General features: G+C 68.5%; 11 protein-coding genes. 5 read left to right on the top strand and 6 right to left on the bottom strand.

Features of this window, described 5'->3' with window-relative positions; translation table 11 throughout:
• Window positions 1-107: 107 nt before the first annotated feature.
• Together RIN43_RS10150 and RIN43_RS10145 are read right to left on the bottom strand one after the other, a co-directional pair.
• Window positions 108-1,391: an alpha-L-fucosidase gene (locus RIN43_RS10150; protein ID WP_309128801.1), complete on the bottom strand. Its 1,284-nt coding sequence runs from the start codon at window positions 1,389-1,391 to the stop codon at window positions 108-110.
• Window positions 1,388-3,142, bottom strand: coding sequence for a beta-galactosidase (locus RIN43_RS10145; RefSeq protein ID WP_309128800.1), 1,755 nt, complete (start codon window positions 3,140-3,142; stop codon window positions 1,388-1,390). The genes RIN43_RS10150 and RIN43_RS10145 overlap by 4 nt, the downstream gene beginning before the upstream one ends.
• Before the next feature lie 95 nt (window positions 3,143-3,237).
• Here RIN43_RS10145 and RIN43_RS10140 point away from each other — a divergent pair, with 95 nt between their 5' ends.
• A complete protein-coding gene (locus tag RIN43_RS10140) occupies window positions 3,238-4,269 on the top strand; it encodes a LacI family DNA-binding transcriptional regulator (protein ID WP_309128799.1) in 1,032 nt (343 codons plus the stop codon).
• Between the two features lie 76 nt (window positions 4,270-4,345).
• Here RIN43_RS10140 and RIN43_RS10135 read toward each other — a convergent pair whose 3' ends face one another.
• Window positions 4,346-8,686: an endo-alpha-N-acetylgalactosaminidase family protein gene (locus RIN43_RS10135; RefSeq protein WP_309128798.1), complete on the bottom strand. Its 4,341-nt coding sequence runs from the start codon at window positions 8,684-8,686 to the stop codon at window positions 4,346-4,348.
• 197 nt (window positions 8,687-8,883) lie between these two features.
• On the opposite strand from RIN43_RS10135, the gene RIN43_RS10130 reads away from it, so the two are divergent.
• Window positions 8,884-11,625 carry an alpha-N-acetylglucosaminidase TIM-barrel domain-containing protein gene (locus RIN43_RS10130; protein ID WP_309128797.1) on the top strand — a complete coding sequence of 914 codons (2,742 nt, stop codon included), beginning with the start codon at window positions 8,884-8,886 and terminating at the stop codon, window positions 11,623-11,625.
• A 21-nt stretch (window positions 11,626-11,646) separates the two neighbouring features.
• Here the strand turns inward: RIN43_RS10130 and putP are convergent, their stop codons facing one another.
• Window positions 11,647-13,161 carry a sodium/proline symporter PutP gene (putP, locus tag RIN43_RS10125; protein WP_309128796.1) on the bottom strand — a complete coding sequence of 505 codons (1,515 nt, stop codon included), beginning with the start codon at window positions 13,159-13,161 and terminating at the stop codon, window positions 11,647-11,649.
• Between the two features lie 108 nt (window positions 13,162-13,269).
• Here putP and RIN43_RS10120 point away from each other — a divergent pair, with 108 nt between their 5' ends.
• Entirely contained in the window at window positions 13,270-13,938 is a 669-nt protein-coding gene (locus tag RIN43_RS10120; protein ID WP_309128795.1) for a DNA alkylation repair protein, read from the top strand.
• Window positions 13,939-13,982: 44 nt separating this feature from the next.
• On the opposite strand, the gene RIN43_RS10115 is transcribed toward RIN43_RS10120, so the two are convergent.
• The gene (locus RIN43_RS10115; RefSeq protein ID WP_309128794.1) at window positions 13,983-15,038 is read right to left on the bottom strand and encodes a DUF998 domain-containing protein; all 1,056 of its coding nucleotides are present in this window, start codon (window positions 15,036-15,038) and stop codon (window positions 13,983-13,985) included.
• Window positions 15,039-15,249: 211 nt separating this feature from the next.
• Between RIN43_RS10115 and RIN43_RS10110 the strand changes: the two genes are divergently transcribed.
• Window positions 15,250-16,287, top strand: coding sequence for an FUSC family protein (locus RIN43_RS10110; protein WP_309128793.1), 1,038 nt, complete (start codon window positions 15,250-15,252; stop codon window positions 16,285-16,287).
• 82 nt (window positions 16,288-16,369) lie between these two features.
• Here RIN43_RS10110 and RIN43_RS10105 read toward each other — a convergent pair whose 3' ends face one another.
• Window positions 16,370-17,149: an NAD(P)H-binding protein gene (locus tag RIN43_RS10105; RefSeq protein WP_309128792.1), complete on the bottom strand. Its 780-nt coding sequence runs from the start codon at window positions 17,147-17,149 to the stop codon at window positions 16,370-16,372.
• A 92-nt stretch (window positions 17,150-17,241) separates the two neighbouring features.
• Here RIN43_RS10105 and RIN43_RS10100 point away from each other — a divergent pair, with 92 nt between their 5' ends.
• Window positions 17,242-18,093, top strand: coding sequence for a sigma-70 family RNA polymerase sigma factor (locus tag RIN43_RS10100; protein WP_309128791.1), 852 nt, complete (start codon window positions 17,242-17,244; stop codon window positions 18,091-18,093).
• Window positions 18,094-18,110: the final 17 nt, after the last annotated feature.

Genomic DNA, 18,110 nt, shown 5'->3' with positions numbered 1-18,110 from the left:
GGGTTCTCCTCTTTCGGTGCATCCCTACACTCGTCTCTGAGTGGGTGGGGAGACATCGGGAGGATTCCCTATCTTGCAGACTCTGCCGCCTCAGATGCGCGCGATGATCAGTGACTCACGAGGCCGGTCACCGGGTCGGGCGGATCCGTCGAGGCCTCGTAACCCTCAGGGAGCTCAGGGCGCACCAGATCCGGGTTCGCGGGGTACACGATCACGGCATCCAGCTGCGCGCCTTCGTCGATCGCGACCCGGAACGAAGACAGCGCGATCGGGTCGATCGTATGGATGCGGCGCACGCCGACGGTCTTCGCCTCGACGATCGCCCGCTCGTCGACCTCGATCGTGTGCCTGGTGATCCGCTGACCGTGCTCCAGCGCTTCACGCAGCTCGATCTGGCCCACCTCGACCTCGGCCGGCAGCCGGACCGCCCACTGGCCGGGTGAGCGTTCCTCGACATCCGCCCGAACGGGTGCACTGAAGCGCCGATCGAGTTCGGCCCTCAGCTCGCGGACCCGCTCCGCGTCGCGAGGGTCGATTCGCCCCGAGGTGTCGGGAGGGAGGTTCAGCAGCAGCCCAGCCCCCATGCCGATCGACTGCAGATGGATCGCCATCAGGTGCGCGACGCTCTTCGGCTCGTCGTCCGGGTGCCAGAACCACCCCCGCCGGATGGAGACGTCGCACTCCGGTGGAGCATAGATGCGCTCCGCAAGCGCATCGGCGCCCGTCACGTATTGGTTCAGCGCGAGCGCATCCGTGACGTACTCGACGGGATCGGCGGCCAGCCCGTCCTCGTTGCCGACCCAGCGGATCGTGGGCGCACCCATGTTGAAGATCATGGCGTCGGGCTGATGCTGCTGCACGATGCGCATGTATCGCGGCCAGTCGTAGACGCGCCCGTCGGATCCGGCGCCGTCGAACCACACCTCGGTCAGGTCGCCGTATCCGGTCATCAGCTCGGTGAGCTGCGCGGCGTAGACGGCGTCGTAGGCGTCGGCATCCGCGTACTCCGGCGCATACCTGTCCCAGGGCGACAGGTAGACGCCGAATCCGACCCTCCTTCGCCTGCAGGCAGCCGCGACCTCCGCCACGACATCACCCCGGCCGTCACGCCACGGTGACGAGGCCACGGAGTAGTCGGTGGTCTTCGTCGGCCACAGGCAGAACCCGTCGTGATGCTTGGCGGTGAGCACCACATAGGCGGCGCCGAGGCCGGCCGCCACCTCGACCCACTGGTCGGCGTCGAAGTCGGTCGGATCGAAGACCTCAGGAGAGAGCGTCCCATCGCTCCATTCGACGCCCGCGAATGTGTTGAGGCCGAAATGGAAGAACACGCCGAGGCCGGCGCGCTGCCAGGCCAGTTGCGCCGCCGATGGTCGGAGCACGTCATTCATGACCCGATGAATTCCTCCACCTCGCCGAAGTCGGGTTCCTCGCGGATCTCGACGGTCGAGCCGAGACGGTCGGTGTCGAGGATCGCGATCTCGTTGACACCGGCCCGCCACAGCGGCTCGGGCGCGTACAGGGTGACCTGCGGCCCGCGCTCCCAGTATCGCCCGAGCAGGAATCCGTTCAGCCACACCATGCCCTTCGCACCGCCGGGGAAGGCGAGCCAAGCGTCAGCGGGCTCTTCGATGTCGAAGGATGCCGTCGCCAGACCCTCGACGGCGCCCCCGCCGGATCCCACGACGGGCACGGCATCGCGCGGGAGCATCCGGTGGTCCCACCCGTGCACGAGACGGCGGCCGATGAGGACGCCGCGCAGGATCCCCTTGTGCTCGCCGGTCAGAGCACCGTAGTTGATGCGTCCGAGGCTCTCGGTCACGATCGTGAGCCGGCCCGCACCGCCCGCGGAGGGGAGCGGCAGTGTGGGCTCGCCGTCGTGCTCGATCGTGCCGAGCCGCACGTCGTCGAGGAAGACGGTGGCACGGTCGCGCAGCTCGAGCAGCTGCAGCGTCGCCTCGGCCGGGAACGAGATCTGCGCCTCGTAGGAGACGAGGCCGTCCTCGGCGCCCAGCTGCTCATAGCTGAGCGGCTGCGGTGCGGTCGCCGCCACCGGCACCGCCCGCACCACGTCCAACAGCGAGGCGGTGGGCACGAGCGGAGCGGATGCCGCCGGCTGGCGCCGAGGAGCATCCGGAACAGGCGGCAGGTCGCCGTCGTGGAACGGCGCGAAGGCGGCGCGCAGCGCGTGGAACTTGTCGTTCAGCGTTCCGTCCTCGCCGATCGGAGCATCAGAGTCGTAACTGGTGACGGTGGGCTGCAGCAGCGTGCCGTCATGATTGGCCCCGTTCCACAGCCCGAAGTTGGTGCCTCCGTGCGCCATGTAGAGGCTCACCGAGCCGCCGGCGTCGAGCAGCTCGTGCACCGTCGCGATCATGCTGGCGGCCGAGCGCACGTGGTGCCGCTCGCCCCAGTGGTCGAACCAGCCGCCCCACAGCTCACTGCACATGAGGTGGTGATCGTCACGGCGCAGCTCGACGGCGAGTGGCACGCCGGTGCCGAACGTGAAGGTGCCCATCGTCCCGGGGATGCTGCCGTGCTCGACCATGTCACCCGTGGTGCCGTCGGCGGTGGTGAGCATCTCGACCATGCCGCGGGAACGCAGCCCCTCGCGCAGATGCGCGAGGTACGCGGCGTCGCTGCCGTACGAGCCGTACTCGTTCTCGACCTGGATGAGCCGGATCGGCCCGCCGTGCACGGCCTGCAGAGGCTCGAGCTGCGGGATGAGCGCGTCGTACCAGGCGTCCACCGCGTTCGTGAAGACGGGATCGCTGGTTCGCAGGGCGCGGGTGCGACCCGAGAGCCAGAACGGGATGCCGCCGTTGGACCATTCCGCGCAGATGTAGGGGCTCGGGCGCACGAAGACGTCGAGTCCGATCTCACCGGCGATGCGCACGAACCGCGCGAGGTCCTTCCAGCCCGTGAAGTCGAACTCTCCCTCGGTTCGCTCGTGGAAGTTCCAGGCCACGTAGGTGTCGACCGTGTTCGCCCCCATCGCGGCGAGGCGACGCAGACGATCCTCCCACTGGTCGGGATGGATGCGGAAGTAGTGCACGGCGCCCGAGAGGACGCGATGCGGCTCGCCGTCACGGAGGATCCGCCCGTCGCGCCAGGTGAGTGACGGGGAGGATGAGGTGGGCATACAGCTCCAGGATGCTAGATGTTTGCGTTCACATTACCGTACACGGAGGCGCTGATTCCGCCGGATTCGCGGCGATGGACCGCTACCATGGCCGCATGTCACCACGTCGTCCCGGCCCAGACCGCGCGCCCAATCAGATGGACGTGGCGCTGGCCGCCGGAGTCAGCACCCAGACGGTCTCGCGCGTGCTGTCAGGCCACCCGAACGTGCGCCCCGACACGGCGCGCAAGGTGCAGGCCGCCGTCGAGGCGCTCGGGTACCGCATCCACGCCGCCGCGGCCTCGCTGGCATCCGGACGGACCCGCATCCTCGGCATGATCGTCGTCTCCACCGACCGCTATTCGTCCGCCGCGCTCGGAGCCGGAGTCGAGAAGGCCGCGGCGGCTAACGGGTACACCGTGACGACCGCCGCCGTCGCCGATCACGCATCGACGGCCGCATTCCTCGAGGCGTTCGACCGGCTCGAACGGCAGGGCGCCGAGGGGATCGTCCTCGGAGTCCCGGTCGAACTCGACACCCCGGCGATGAGAGCCCGCACCGATCGAACCCCTTCCACGCGCAGCGAACGCGCGTCGATGCAGCCGGATGCGCCGCTCATCGTCGATCAGCACGCGATCGGCCGGCTGGCCGTCGAGCATCTGCTCGATCTCGGGCATCCGACCGTCTGGCATGTGTCCGGAGACGAGTACTGGGTCGAGGGCCATCGGCGCCGGGAGGCGTGGGAGGAGACGCTTCGCGCACGGGGCATCGTGCCGCCGCCTGTGATCCCGGGCGATTGGACGCCGGAGTCGGGGTACAGGGCCGGACGCACCATCGCTGCGATCCCCGATGCGACGGCGGTCTTCGTCTCCAGCGACGAGATGGCGTTCGGTCTCATCCGAGCGCTGCATGAAGCCGGTCGCCGTGTGCCGGAGGACGTCTCCGTGGTCAGTGTCGACGACATCGCACTGGCCGCGTTCGCCTCGCCCGCGCTCACCACGGTGCGACAGCCCTTCGAGGACATGGGTCGCGCCGCTGCGCTGCGACTGATCGCCCACATCGAGGGTCGAGACCCGGACGAGAGCGTCTCGGATCTGCATCCCGACCTCGTGATCCGCGCGTCGACCGCGCCGCCGCTCTCACGCTGAGAAGCGCCTCCCGATCAGCGGCGGACGGAGAGGGCGGATGCCGCAGTGCAGCATCCGCCCTCTCATCCCTGCCGCCTTACGGCGCGCAGGCGAGCTTCGCGTCGGCCCAGTTCGCGTGGTCGCGGTAGTTCACGCCGTTGGTGTCGACTGCGAGCTCCAGGACCTCGACGCCTGAGACGTCGACGGAGATCGGAGTGCCAGGGTCGTCCCACGTGATCGACCCGGTGTCGTGCAGCACGTCGCCGTCGCCGATCACCCGGAAGATCACATCTCCCTCGCCCTTCTCATCCTTCGAGTCGTCGAGCCCGACCGTGGCGGTCAGGGTCGAGCACTGCCCGCCCAGGAACACCTTCACCGACGAGTCGGCGTGCGTGCCGAGACCCTTCTCGAACGTCACGCCGCCGATGGTGAGGGGCGAGCCGTCGCCGGCGGCGTCCTCACCGTTCGACATGTCGCGCTCGACCGGACCCCAGCCGTTCGCCTCGCTGAGGAAGGGCAGGTCGCTGACGTACACAGTGCCCTTCGGCGCGGTGGGGCCGCCCGGGGTGGTGGTCCCGTCGCCGCACGTGAACTTCGCGTCTGCCCAGTCGGCGTGGTCGTTTCCGTTGCCGTCGCCGCCGTCGCCGGCGATCAGCTCGACGAACTGGCCGCCGGTGACGTCGGCCGTCAGGGCGAACGTCTGGCTGGTGGGCTTCATGAGCGGCGAGGTGACGACGGTGCGTCCGTCGACCTTCACCGAGAAGACCACCGATCCACGGCTGGGCTGTGCATCATCGATGCCGACGCTTGCAGTGAACGCGGTGCACTTCCCACCCAGGAAGTACTTCACGTTGCTGGGCGCGTGCGCACCGATCCCCTTGTCGAACACCTGGCCGTTCAGCGTCAGCGCGGTGCCGTCACCTGCGCCCTGCGGACCGTTGGACATGTCGCGCTCCACCGGTCCCCAGCCGTTCGTCGCGCTGACCCAGTCGTGATCGCTCGCGAACACGGTGCTTGTCGGCGGCTTCGGCAGTGTCTTCACCTGGGTCACGTTCTGCACGGAGCGGGTGCCGATGGGCTCGGCCGTGGTCGTGTACGTCGCCGACGCCTTGATGTCATAGGTGCCATCGGCCTCGGCCGGAGCGACGATGCGCCACTGCGTGACCAGCGTTCCCTTCGACGCGAGCGTCGCTGCCGTCGCCGCGGTGACGGCCTCGGCCGTCCAGCCCTCGGGAAGGCTCAGCGAGACCGTGACGTCGGAGATCGGTGCAGGCTCGTCCGACACGAACGTCGTGGTGTACGTACTCGGTGTGCCCTGCTGGATCACATCGCCGGTGAGCTTGCCGCTCAGCTGCGCGCACGCCGGCACAGCGTCGGATTCTCCGAGGTCCTCGACGAGGAAGTCATCCAGGATCAGGTCGGCCGCACCGCCGGCGATGCGCTCGAGACCGACGAAGGTGTCGCCGCAGTAGCTCGCCTCGACGATCTGCTCGAAGCGCGTGGTCTCGTGCACGGCACCGAACGGCGCGCGCTGGGTCACCCGGGGTCCGGTGCTGGAGTCGTATCCGGTGACCCACGCATACTGTCCCGCTGCGGTCGACTGATGGTCGAACGACACCCGGTAGCGGTGGCCGGGTTCGAAGGGCACGGTGTACTCGCTCGTGCGGTAGACCAGCCCGGAGTTCTCCTGGTGCGCCATGAGCGACCATTCGCCGTTGAGGATGTTGTCGATCTTGCGGCCGTTCCAGCCCTTCTGCGTGTAGTCGTTGCGCTTGGCGATGTGGGTGCGCGGGTCGGTGGTGCCTCCGGCGTTGCCCTTGATGAACGGGCCCCATCCGGCATCCACGTCCTCGAAGTCCTCGCGGGCGATCACGCCGTCCCCGAGTTCAGGGGCCGCGGCCCTCACGATGCGCACATCGTCGACGCGCACGGCGGCGTCGCCGTCACCCGCGGTGATCTTCAGTGTCGGGCGGGCGCCGTCGGCGGGCACAGTGAAGTGCACCCGCAGGCGCTGCAGGGTGGTGCCATGCCATTCATCAGATGCCATGTAGTTCACGGCGTTGGAGGAGTCGATCGCAACCTCGGCATCGGCGCCACCCGGCACGTCGACGCTGAGCGTCGTGGGCCGGGTTTTGTCCTTGTCGACGCCGACCCAGGCACTGGCGGTGTACTCGCCTGCGGCGAGCTCGCGCAGTCGCTGGTGCAGGGACGCCTCACCGGCACCGAACAGAGCGGAGCGGCGCCCGCGGGAGTCGCGCTCGATCGAGACCTCGCCGGCCGGGTTCCAGGCATCGAGATCGGTCAGGTTGAAACCCGGGTCGACCACCGGGGTGCCCTGGCCGAAGCGGACCTTCTTCGGCAGGACACTGGCGGCATCCGCCTTCTTGCCGGCGACCAGCACGTACGGCTGCCCCGCCTTGGCGTCGATCGTCACGGCACCGTCGAAGACGGGAACGTCGGCGACCTTCGTGCGCCCGCCGTCTCCGAGAGAGAACAGCTGTACAGACGCAGCGTCTGCGAACGGCTCGGTGAGCGTCCAGGTCGTGGAACCGCCCGCCGGGTTGTAGTGGTAGAGCTTGTCGACCTTGCCGCCCTCCTTCGAAGACCACGGCAGCAGGTAGCTTCCCCCGCGCAGGACCTCGGCGCCGTCGACCGTTATCGAACGGTTCGCCGCAGTGGTTCCGGTGGCGCGCACACCGTCCTCGAAGACGATCGCCTCATCGGTCCAACGGGTGATCTCGTGGTGCTGCAGGAACTTTGCGGGGACGTTCGCCTCCCACACGTTCTTGAGGAAGGCGTTGAAGTCGTTCTGCCCGGTCCAGCCCTCGAACTCGACGATGTGGCTGGTGCCCAGACGGGGGTCGGGGTTCCAGACGTCGGCCTGGGTGTTGTTCACGAACCGCAGGATCTTGGAGTTGACGCCCTTGTTCGTCGAGCCGCCGTACTTCTCATCGTTGGCCCAGTGGGACCACGTGTTGTTGGCCGACAGCTTGTCGGCCCACTCCGATCCGATGCGGAAGCCGTGGTCGATCAGCGAGTCCTGCAGGGTCTTGGCGAGCCAGCCGTATTCGTAGTAGACGTCGACGTAGACGAAGTCGAGGTTGTCGTGGGTGGCGTCGGCGAGCTCGCCGACGCGCTCGTCGAGCTGGCCCGAGAGCCGGTCGTAGCGCTGGTCGATGTAGTACGACTGGTCGAGCCAGTTCCACCCCGGCGCCTTGGGATTCATGATCTCGTCGCTGAACGAGTTCGCCTCCGGGTAGATCTCCGTGGCGTTGATGTGCACGCCGAACGAGGCGTTCCATTTCTCACCGGCCTCGAGCGCGGCGTTGAGCTCATCGAGGCCGCCGGCGCGCTCGTTGAAGTTGTCACCGTAGTCGGTGTTGGCCGAGTCGTGGCCTTCGCTCGTGTAGCCCTTGAGCATTGCGACCTGGCCCAGACCGTCGGTGTTCTGCGCGATGCGCTTCACGTCGTCGAGCGTGCGCAGGAAGGGGTGGGTGGCCTGTGAGGCGAAGTTGAACGGGATGTGGGTGATGACGTTGTCCGGCGTCTGATCGCCCTTGTACGGAGCGACGCGCAGGTCACGCAGGGCGATCGCCCCGTCCTGCCAATCGACGATGTCGTCGGCGTTGGCGTCAGGTGTGATGGCCACCTTGACCCAGGGCAGGTCCTCGGTGTCGGTCGATTCCGCGGCGCGGTGCAGCCACTGTCCGCTCGAGATGCCGATCTCGACCTCGTCGCCGTCCTTCACCGCCTGACGCCAGAAGTTGCCGGAGTCCTTGTTCGCGGGCCCCGACGAGGAGTCGTAGAGCGCATTGGTGGTGAAGGCGGCGGCGAGCCGCCCGGTGTTCGCGATGATCGTGTTCGACGAGACCGGCTTCGCGTCCAGCGGCGTCGCGGCGGTGACGGGGATGAACGTGTCTCCCGAGACCGCCCGGTCGACCGAGAGGTTGGCGGCGGCGACGGCTGATCCCTCATCGGCCGACGACACCGTGACCAGGTTCTGACCCGGGATGCGCAGGGTCTTGACCTGCTGTGCCGGGTCGTGGATGTCGGTGAAGGCCAGCGTGACGATGTTCTTCTTCACGCTGAGCCTCGCAGTGAGCCGCACGTCGTCGAGGGCGGTGGGTGTCAGCACGTACTCGACGGTGCTCGAATCGATCTCACTGTGCGAGACGTCGACCGGCTGTGACGTGCCGTTGATCTCGACCGCCGTGAGAACGGTGTCGTTGCCGCGCATCGCGGCGCCACTGGCGCGGTCGATGTACGACACGACCTGCGGGAACCCGGTGGCGGCGTGCACCTCGAGCACGCCGGTTCGAAGTACCACCTCGCCCTCGTCCACGGCCAGTGCGGGGCTCGCGCTGAAGGCCGAGAGGCCGGCAGCCACAACCGCGCACGCCAGACCCACCCCCGTCCAGCGTCTCTGCGTTGTCTTCACCCTGTTCTCCTTCGAATCGGCGACCTCGCTGACGATGATCTCAGAGAATGTTTGCGGAAACAAGAGATCAGGTCGACGTTACGCTTCTCGACGACGAGCTCTTTAGATCCGATTGATTTCACGACTCTTGCGCGGTATCTGGATCGCCGCCAGACTATGGGAACGCAAACACCGGGTAACCGGGCGAAAGGACGAAGATGTCTCCAACGCCGCGCAGAGCACTGCTCGCGCTGACCGCATCCGTCGCCGCCGTCGCGCTGGCGACCTTCGGAGCCACGTCCGCGGCGAACGCCGACGACGAACGCGTCCGGTATGCGAACCTGCGGGTCCCGGCGCAGACCGATGAATCCCTCGAGCCCGCCCGCGCCGCACTGGAGCGCATCCTCGGTGACAACGCTGATGCGTTCGACCTGGTGACGATGCCGCGGACCGGCGACGTCGACCGTTACGAGGTGACATCCAAGCGCAACCACGTGCGCATAGCCGCCACAGATCCCGCCACCGCGATCACGGCCACCAACGCCTATCTCGGGACCGTCGGCCAGTCGATCTCGTGGAACGCACGCAACATCGACTCCGCTGCGCGGCTGCCACTTCCGCAGCAGCCTATCCGCGCGACCTCGAACGTCTCGCATCGCTTCTACGGGAACGACACGGAAGACGGCTATACGGGCGCCTACCGGACTTGGGAACAGTGGCAGCGCGAGATCGACGAACTCGCCGCCCTGGGATTCAACGAGGTGTTCATGCCCGTGGGATCGGAGGCCGTCTACGCCGAGGTGCTGCAGGAGTTCGGGTACACAGACGAGGAGGCGAGGGCATGGATCCCGCTGCCCTCGCACCAGCCATGGTGGCTCCTGCAGAACATGTCGGGATATCCGGCCGGGACCAGCGAGTCGCTCCTCGACGCACGCGCGAAGCTCGGCAGGAAGATCGCCGACCGCCTTCGAGAGCTGGGAATGACGCCGGTGCTGCCCGGATACTTCGGCACAGTGCCGACCGATTTCGCCGAGCGCAACCCCGATGCCCGCGTCGAGCCGCAGGGCGATTGGGTCGGCTTCCGGCGCCCGGGTTGGCTCGATCCCAACTCCGACGCGTTCGCCCGGATCGCCTCTGAGTTCTATCAGACGTCCGAGCGTCTCCTCGGAGCCTCCGGCGCGTACAAGATGGATGTGCTTCACGAGGGCGGCCGACGCGGGTCGGTGGATGTCCCCGCGGCCACTCGGGCCATCGAGGCCGCTCTGCAGACAGCGCATCCCGGGGCGACGTGGGTGCTGCTCGGGTGGCAGAACAATCCGCCTGCCGACGTCGCGGCCGCGGTCGACCCGGCCACGACCTTCATCGTCGACGGCCTTTCGGACCGCTACGACGGTCGATCCGACCTGGAGCGGCAGTGGAGCGGCGTGCCGTACGCCTTCGGCACGATCTGGAACTTCGGCGGTCATACGACGATGGGCGCCGAACTCACCACCTGGAACGAGCGGTACTACGAGTGGCTCGACAAGGACGGCAGTCGCGTCGACGGCATCGCCGCCATGCCGGAGGGCGGGTTGAACAACCCGGTCGCGCTCGACTTCTTCGCAGGCCTGGCCTGGCGGGAGGGCCCGGTCGACATCGATACATGGTTCGACGCGTGGACCGAGCGTCGCTACGGTGTCGTGGACGCCGAACTCAAGGCCGCCTGGCGCATCCTCGCCGAGACCGCGTACACGCTGCCCGACAACGACTCCTACAGCGAGGCGCACGACGGGCTGTTCGGGGCGACGCCGTCGCTGAGCGCGTCACGTGCCGCGACCTGGTCACCGGGCTCCTTCTCCTATGACCCGCAGCGCTTCGCCGAAGCGCTGGAACATCTGCTCGCCGCCGCACCGACCGCCGGCGCCAATGCCGCCTATCGCTACGACCTCATGGACGTCGCCAGGCAGGTGACGTCGAACACCTCGAGGCTGCTGCTTCCGCAACTGCAGGAGGCGTACGGTATGCGCGACCGCGCTGCCTTCACCGCACTCAGCGCGAAATGGCTGGCGAACATCGATCTGCTCGACGCCATAGCGGGCACACAGCCGCAGATGCTTCTGGGCCGCTGGATCGCCGACGCTCGCGCGGCCGCCGCAGACTCTTCCGAGGCCGACCGGCTCGAGTTCGACGCTCGGTCGATCGTCACCACCTGGGGCGACCGCAACGCAGGGAGCGCGGGCTTGAACGACTACGCGAACCGCGAGTGGCAGGGGCTCGTCGGAACCTATTACAAGGATCGTTGGATGCGCTTCTTCGACAGCATCCAGACGTCGTTCGATACCGGCAGAGCGCCCGCGCGAATCGACTGGTATGCGGTGGGAGCCGAGTTCACAACGTCCACCGATCGCTCCGGGTTCCTGACGGATCCGGACGGCGACATCATCGCGCTGGCAGAACGAGCGCAGGCCGCGCACCTGGCCACGGCGCGCGAGCTGCCCGCGCCTCCGTCGGCCGGAACGCACTTCCTCTCCGACCTGCCGTTCGCCGCGATCGACATCAATCCGTCGTACGGCCCGGTCGAGCGTGACACGGAGATCGGAGAAGCCGCGGCCGGCGATGGCCAGCCCATCCGCATCGCAGGTGTGCAGTACGAGAAGGGACTCGGCGTCAATTCGCCCACAACGATCTCCTTCCACCTCGGCGGACAGTGCTCGCGGTTCACCGCGACGGTCGGCATCGACGACATCATGAACAAGGCGGGCGCGAGTCCCAACGTGATCTTCCGTGTGCTCGCAGACGGCGAGCTGCGTTATGACAGCGGCGCGATGACGAAGGGCCTCTCGGCGCACGTGTCGGTCGACGTAACGGGGGCGCAGATGCTCACACTGGTCGTCGACCCCAACGCCGCCGGCTCACCGGCCGGCCAGGCTGAGTGGTGGGATCGTGCGGACTGGGCTGATGCCGAGGCGGTATGCGGCTGACCCGCAGACGACCTCAGCGACTCACGGCGTATCGCCCACCGCGTGCGGACGCGGCACGGCGAGCATGGTGCCGGTATCGGTGAACTCCTGCTGTATCTCGGCGTTGTGCCGATAGGTGGCGAGGCTCACCACGACCGCTGTGATCATCGCGAGCACGAACGCGGGGAGCAGCTCGTACAGTCCGGTGTCCAGTGCCTTCCACACGAACACGGTCACCGCGCCGACGAACATCCCCGCCAGTGCGCCCCAGTTCGTGAGCTTCCGCCAGAACAGGCTGAGCAGGATGACAGGACCGAACGCGGCGCCGAAGCCAGCCCATGCGAACGACACCAGACCGAGGATCGTGTCGTTCGGGGTGATGGCCAGCACGATCGCGATGACAGCGACGACGAGCACCGCGATCCGTCCCATCAGCACAAGTCGCCTCTGCGAAGGCGGCGTCCGACGGAACACCCGGTAGAGGTCTTCCACCAGCGCCGACGAGCACACGATCAGCTGGCTGGAGATCGTGCTCATGATGGCCGCGAGCACGGCGGCGAGCACGATGCCGGCGACGAACGGATGCAGCAGCGTCGTCGACATGATCAGCACGACCGTCTCTGGATCACCGAGGTCGATGCCCTTGGCCGCGACGTAGGCGATGCCGACGATGCCGGAGATGATCGCCCCGAACATCGAGACGACCATCCAGGAGATGCCGATCCGGCGGGCGCTCTTCGCCTCCTGCGGAGAGCGCAACGCCATGAACCGCACGATGATGTGCGGCTGACCGAAGTAGCCGAGCCCCCACGCGAGCGACGAGACGATCGCGAGGATCGTACCGCCGGTCACGGCCGTTCCGCCGAGGAACGACAGGTGCGCAGGGCCGGCGTTCTCGGAGATCAGCCGACCGGTCTCGCCGAGGTCGCCGATCGCGATCACGGCGAAGATGGGCACCACGATCAGCGCGACGACCATCATCAGGCCCTGCACCACATCGGTGAGGGATGCTCCGAGGAACCCGCCGAACAGGGTGTACAGCAGCGTGATGCCGCCGACCAGCAGCATTCCGGTGAGGTAGTCGCCGTTGAAGGAGCTCTCGAAGAACTTGCCGCCCGCGACCATGCCCGACGAGATGTAGAGGGTGAAGAACACCAGGACGACGAGGCCCGCGAGCACCCGGAGCATCCGGCTCGAATCACGCAGCCGGTTCTCGAAGAAGCTCGGCACGGTGATCGAGTTGCGCGAGACCTCGGTGTAGGCACGCAGTCGAGGCGCGACCAGGAGCCAGTTCAGATACGCGCCGATGGTGAGACCGACGGCGATCCAGGCCTCGATGAGTCCGGAGAGGTAGATGGCTCCGGGCAGGCCCATCACGAGCCAGCCCGACATGTCGGATGCGCCGGCGCTGAGAGCCGCGACCCACGGCGGTAGGTTGCGCCCGCCCAGCATGTAGTCCTCGTGGTCGGTCGTACGCCGATAGGCCAGATAGCCGATGAGAAGCATCGCCGCGAAGTACAGCCCGAGTGCGACGTAAACGAAGATCTGGTCGGACATCGTCATCCCTCCCTGCGGTGACGGCCACCGCCTGCGACCGATGATGTCAACCCGCGGCGCATCACGCCAGGCCATCTCGCGCGCCGGCCGACCGCGTACCCTGGGGGCATGCCGTCGACCACCGTCGCTGAGGCGCTCGCTCAGCTCGCCGCGCTCGAGGACCCCAAGGCCCGCGCCGTCAACGAACGGCACGGCGACGCGCACGGAGTGAATCTCTCGCAGATGCGCGCCCTGGCGAAGAGGATCGGGCTGTCGACCGACCTGGCCAGAGAGCTCTGGGAGAGCGACGACGTGGCCGGCCAGCTGCTCGGGCTTCTCGTCGCGAAGCCCCGCGAACTGTCGGCCGAAGAGATCGACCGGATGCTGCGCAGCACGCGCAGCGCCAAGGCGCACGACTGGCTCGTGAACTACATCGCCAAGAAGTCCCCGCTCGCGGGCGGGCTCCGCGAGCGCTGGTTCGATGACGCTGACCCGGATGCTCGCGCCGCGGCATGGTCGCTGACCACCGCGCGGGTCGTCAAGGAGCCGGAGAGCCTCGACCTCGACGCCCTGCTCGACCGGATCGAGCGCGAACTCAGGGATGCGCCGGCGCGTGAGCAGTGGGCGATGAACGAGACGCTGGCGCACATCGGCATCCACGACCCGGCGCGTCGCACCCGAGCACTGGAGATCGGCGAGCGGCTGCAGGTGCTGGCCGACTACCCGACGCCGCCCAACTGCACGTCGCCGTTCGCGCCGGCCTGGATCGCCGAGATGGTGCGGCGCCGCGAAGGCTGACACCCACCTCCGGCGGCGGGGAGCGCGGTTCGGCGTAGCGCGTCTCAGCGCAGGAGCGAACGGCGCGCCGAGGGACGGGATGCGTCCGGGGCGAGGATCGCGAGCAGCTGCACCAGCGTCGAGAGCCAGAGCAGCACCAGGCCGACCACGACGCCCTCGAGAGCGGCGACCGAAAGCAGGCGCGCGCCGAACGTGAGCACGACCGCGGCCACGACGAGCACGACCAGTGCGATCGTGAGCACCCGCAGCATCCCCAGCTGCCCCATCAGCGCCGTCGTGACGACGGTGGCCGCGAGGATCAGCCCGAGGGCCGTGAACGCGGCGACGGCATGCGGCACTGGCACCCGGTCGATGGGCAGCAGGCCGACCGCGGCGAGCGCGATCCCGGCGCCGACCCAGGTGAGCACCACCACGGCGATTCCACGCAGGGCGCTGTCGCCCAGCATCCGGTGCAGGTCGCGCCCGAGGTACGAGCCGCACGTCGCGATGAGCACTCCCGCGACGACCACCGTCCCGTTGAAGGCCCAGCCGCCGGCGCCGATGCCCAGCTGCGAGAAGCTGCGTTCCCACCACGCCGGGTCGCGCGCGGTGATCATCGCGAACAGCGTGCCGATCACGAGGAAGGCGAACAGCAGGCCGGCCAGATCGCCGGTGCGCAGCCGGATGCCGGCGCGAAACGCCAGTCTGCCCCCGAACGCCGACGCCACCCCGGTGAAGACGCCGCCGCCGACGGCGGGCAGTTCGAGTCCCCGCAGGCCGGTGGCCAGTACTTCGCCGGCGAGCAGCACGCCGACGCCGGTGACGGCGGCGAGGGCCATCGTCACGGCAACGGTGCTGATGTCGGAGACCAGCGCCTGCCACCGGGGCATCGGCGCGGTCTCGCCCGCACGGTGGATACGCGTGCTGACGACGAACGCGCCGGCGGCGATGAGCCCGGCGATCAGGGCCACCGGGATGATCACCGAGCCGTCGCCGCTGAACGGACGGGCGGCACCCCAGAGCACGGTGGTTCCGGCGAGCGCGCCTGTCGCGAAGCAGATCGCGGTCGCCCAGAGCATCCGCTTCTGCTCGCGCAACCGCCCCTCGGTACCCTTCTCCACGCCCTCATCGAAGCACGACTGGCCGACGCCGGCGCGTAGCCGCACGGGTGCGTGCGAAGACGGCCGTCCAGCGCCCCGAGCGCGCGGGCCGCGCACGATCTGCCGGAGATCACCCGGTATGCAGGACGGATTGCCGGATATGGATCCTGCATCCGCGGCGATCTCCTGCACACCGAGTGAAGCCGCTGCGGCACCGGACTAGCGTTGACGCATGCGCATCCCCGCCGCGATCCGTGCCGCACGCCGCGCCCCGCTGCTGCAGGTGCTGAAGTCGGCTGCGGCCACAATCGCGGCCTGGCTGATCGCGGGGTGGCTGATCCCCGGTCCGCTGCCGGTGTTTGCGGCGATCGCCGCGCTCCTGGTGGTGCAGCCGAGTGTCAACCAGTCGCTGTCGAAGGCCCTGGAGCGCAGCATCGGCGTGATCGCCGGCGTCGTGATCGCGGTACTGCTGAGTCTGGTGCTCGGCGCGCAGAGCTGGGTGGTGCTGGCCGCCGTCGTCATCGCGATGCTGATCGCCTGGGCGCTGCGCGCCTCACCCGGCACCGGCAACCAGGTGGCGATCTCGGCCGTGCTGGTTCTGGCGCTGGGATCGTCGAGCCCCGACTACGCCGTCGATCGCATCCTCGAGACGCTGATCGGCGCGGCCATCGGCTTCGTCGTGAACGTCGCGATCGTGCCGCCGGTGCTCAGCGCGCCGGCCCGCCGCGACCTCGGGATGCTGGGGCGCGAGGTCGCCGCCTCGCTCGACCGCCTCGCCGACGCGCTGCCGTCGACCCGGGATCCCGCACAGCTGCAGGAGCTGATGCTGCAGGTGCGGCTGCTGCGGCCGATGAAGGATGCCGCCGAGGCGGCTCTCGAGGCCGGGGAGGATTCTCTTGCGCTCAACCCGCGTCGGTCACGTCACCGAGACGACCTGGTCGAACTGCGGGCCCTGTTCGATCGCCTCTCACCCGTGGTCACGCAGGTGATCGGCATGACCAGGGCGTACTTCGACCACTACGAGGGCTCCCTCGCCGACGATCCGACGGTGCGGGCGATCGCTGAGCAGCTGCGCCGGGCGGGCCACGACGTTCGTCTCGCCGTGCAGGCGGCGGGTGCCGCGCCGGAGCCCGACGCGACGACCTCGGCGATCCCTGCGCTCACCGCGCCGCTGGTCGTGCGCCCGCCCGAGTCCGATCACTGGATCCTGGTCGGGTCCCTCATGGAGGACCTGCGACGCATTCACAGCGAGCTGCGCGACGAGGTCTGACCGCATCCGCACGCCCCAGCGCGAGAGATCCTCTGCGAACGGATGCGGCAGCGCCGAGTGTCTCCTCGCCGGCGCGCCACGCTCATGCGGTGAGCGCGCTGTCACGCTCGCGCGCGGCGAGGAAATGCCGCCAGGTCTCATCGCCGCGCACGGCCTCGCGGCCGGCGAGGTTGTCGCCTGAGCGGTAGGCGCGACCGATCGCTCCGGGCAGACCGAACCGCAGGAGCCTGCGCCGCCGACCCTGCGACTCGTTGAAGGTGGCGATCAGGTCGGCGATGTCGAGCACCTCAGGGCCCGCGAGATCCGCCACGTGCCCGGCGGGCGCGTCCAGGGCGATGTCGGTGAGCCGCCTGGCGACCTCGACGACACCGACCGGCTCGAACCGCAGGCCGCGCGGGGCAGGTGCCAGCGGCATCCGCGCCATCGATCTCACGATGGGCAGCACGAAGTCGTGCAGCTGAGCGACGCGCAGGATCGTGAACGGGATGCCGCTGCCCTCGAACGCGTTCTCGGCGGCCGCCTTCATACGGAAATAGCCGATGGGCATGCGATCGGCGCCGATGACCGAGACGAGCACGAGGTGCCGCACGCCCGCTTGCTTCGCGGCGTCCACCAGGTGGCGAGCGGCGATGTCATCACCCTTCGCGCCGCCGGCGAGGTGCAGCACGGTCTCGACGCCGGCAAGCGCAGCCGCCAGCCCGATGCCCTTGACCGTGTCGCCTGCCACGTGCTGGAGTCCCTCGGCAGATTCGCGGGGGTGGCGCGTCAGCACGCGCACATCGCGGTTCGCTTCGCGCAGCATCCGCACCACGTGTCGGCCGATGGTTCCGGTGCCCCCGGTGACCAGAATGGGAGTGTTCATGAGTCGTCGTCCTTTCGTCTTGGCCCCGGTCTGTCACGTTCCGGTCCGGGCGCCCGTCGAGATCATGACGATCGACGAACAGGAGATGTGACATGAAAGTCGAAGAGATCGCGCAGCGGTTCGAGAGCGCCCGTCCGCGACTGAAGGCGATCGCCGCACGGATGCTCGGATCCAGCGCGGACGCGGACGATGCCGTACAGGAGACATGGCTGCGCGTCGCCAAAACCGACGCGACGGCTCTCGAGAACTTCGACGCGTGGTGCACCACGGTCGTATCCCGGATCTGCCTGGACATGCTGCGCGCACCACGCACGACCCGCGAGCGCGCGTGGCACGTGGAGCCGTGGCGCGATGAGCCGGTCGACGCGGCCGCCGATCCCGCGGATGCCGTGGCCAAAACCGACCAGGTCAATGTCGCGCTGCTCGTTCTGCTCGATGCCCTGACACCCGCCGAACGGATCGCATTCGTGCTGCATGACGTGTTCGGTCAGCCGTTCGACGAGGTGGCCGACGCCCTCGGCAGGTCGCCCGAGGCTGCCCGCCAGTTGGCCTCACGCGCGCGGCGTCGCCTGCGCTCGGCATCCGCACCGGACAGAGGCGATCGACGGCGTGAACGCAGACTCGTCGACGCCTGGCTTCTCGCCGCGCAACAGGGCGACCTGGACGCCCTGCTGGGGCTCCTGGATGAGGATGCGATGCTGCACGCCGATTACGGTTCGAGCACTCAAGGTCTCTCCGGGGCTTCCGAGATCGCGGCGCAGGCCGTGCTGTCGGCGAGACTCGCCGCGCATTCGACGCCGGTGTTCATCGACGGGCGTCCCGGCGTGGCAGCCACGTTCGGCGACCGGGTCGTCTCGCTCATGTCGTTCGACATCGTCGACGGCCGCATCGTCGGATTGCACGTGCTCGCCGACCAACAGCGGCTCGAGGGGCTCACGCTCTGAGGCGCGACGCGCGTCGG

This window comes from Microbacterium sp. (genome assembly GCF_031178445.1).
Lineage (GTDB): Bacteria > Actinomycetota > Actinomycetes > Actinomycetales > Microbacteriaceae > Microbacterium.
Note: the sequence above shows the minus strand (reverse complement) of the source record. Positions and strands in the feature narration are given on the sequence as shown.

Coding starts and splice junctions, on each gene's coding strand:
- RIN43_RS10140 (WP_309128799.1), top strand. CDS start 3,238: ATGTCACCACGTCGTCCCGGCCCAGACCGCGCGCCCAATCAGATGGAC.
- RIN43_RS10105 (WP_309128792.1), bottom strand. CDS start 17,149: ATGAACACTCCCATTCTGGTCACCGGGGGCACCGGAACCATCGGCCGA.
- RIN43_RS10120 (WP_309128795.1), top strand. CDS start 13,270: ATGCCGTCGACCACCGTCGCTGAGGCGCTCGCTCAGCTCGCCGCGCTC.
- RIN43_RS10100 (WP_309128791.1), top strand. CDS start 17,242: ATGAAAGTCGAAGAGATCGCGCAGCGGTTCGAGAGCGCCCGTCCGCGA.
- RIN43_RS10130 (WP_309128797.1), top strand. CDS start 8,884: ATGTCTCCAACGCCGCGCAGAGCACTGCTCGCGCTGACCGCATCCGTC.
- RIN43_RS10110 (WP_309128793.1), top strand. CDS start 15,250: ATGCGCATCCCCGCCGCGATCCGTGCCGCACGCCGCGCCCCGCTGCTG.
- putP (WP_309128796.1), bottom strand. CDS start 13,161: ATGTCCGACCAGATCTTCGTTTACGTCGCACTCGGGCTGTACTTCGCG.
- RIN43_RS10145 (WP_309128800.1), bottom strand. CDS start 3,142: ATGCCCACCTCATCCTCCCCGTCACTCACCTGGCGCGACGGGCGGATC.
- RIN43_RS10150 (WP_309128801.1), bottom strand. CDS start 1,391: ATGAATGACGTGCTCCGACCATCGGCGGCGCAACTGGCCTGGCAGCGC.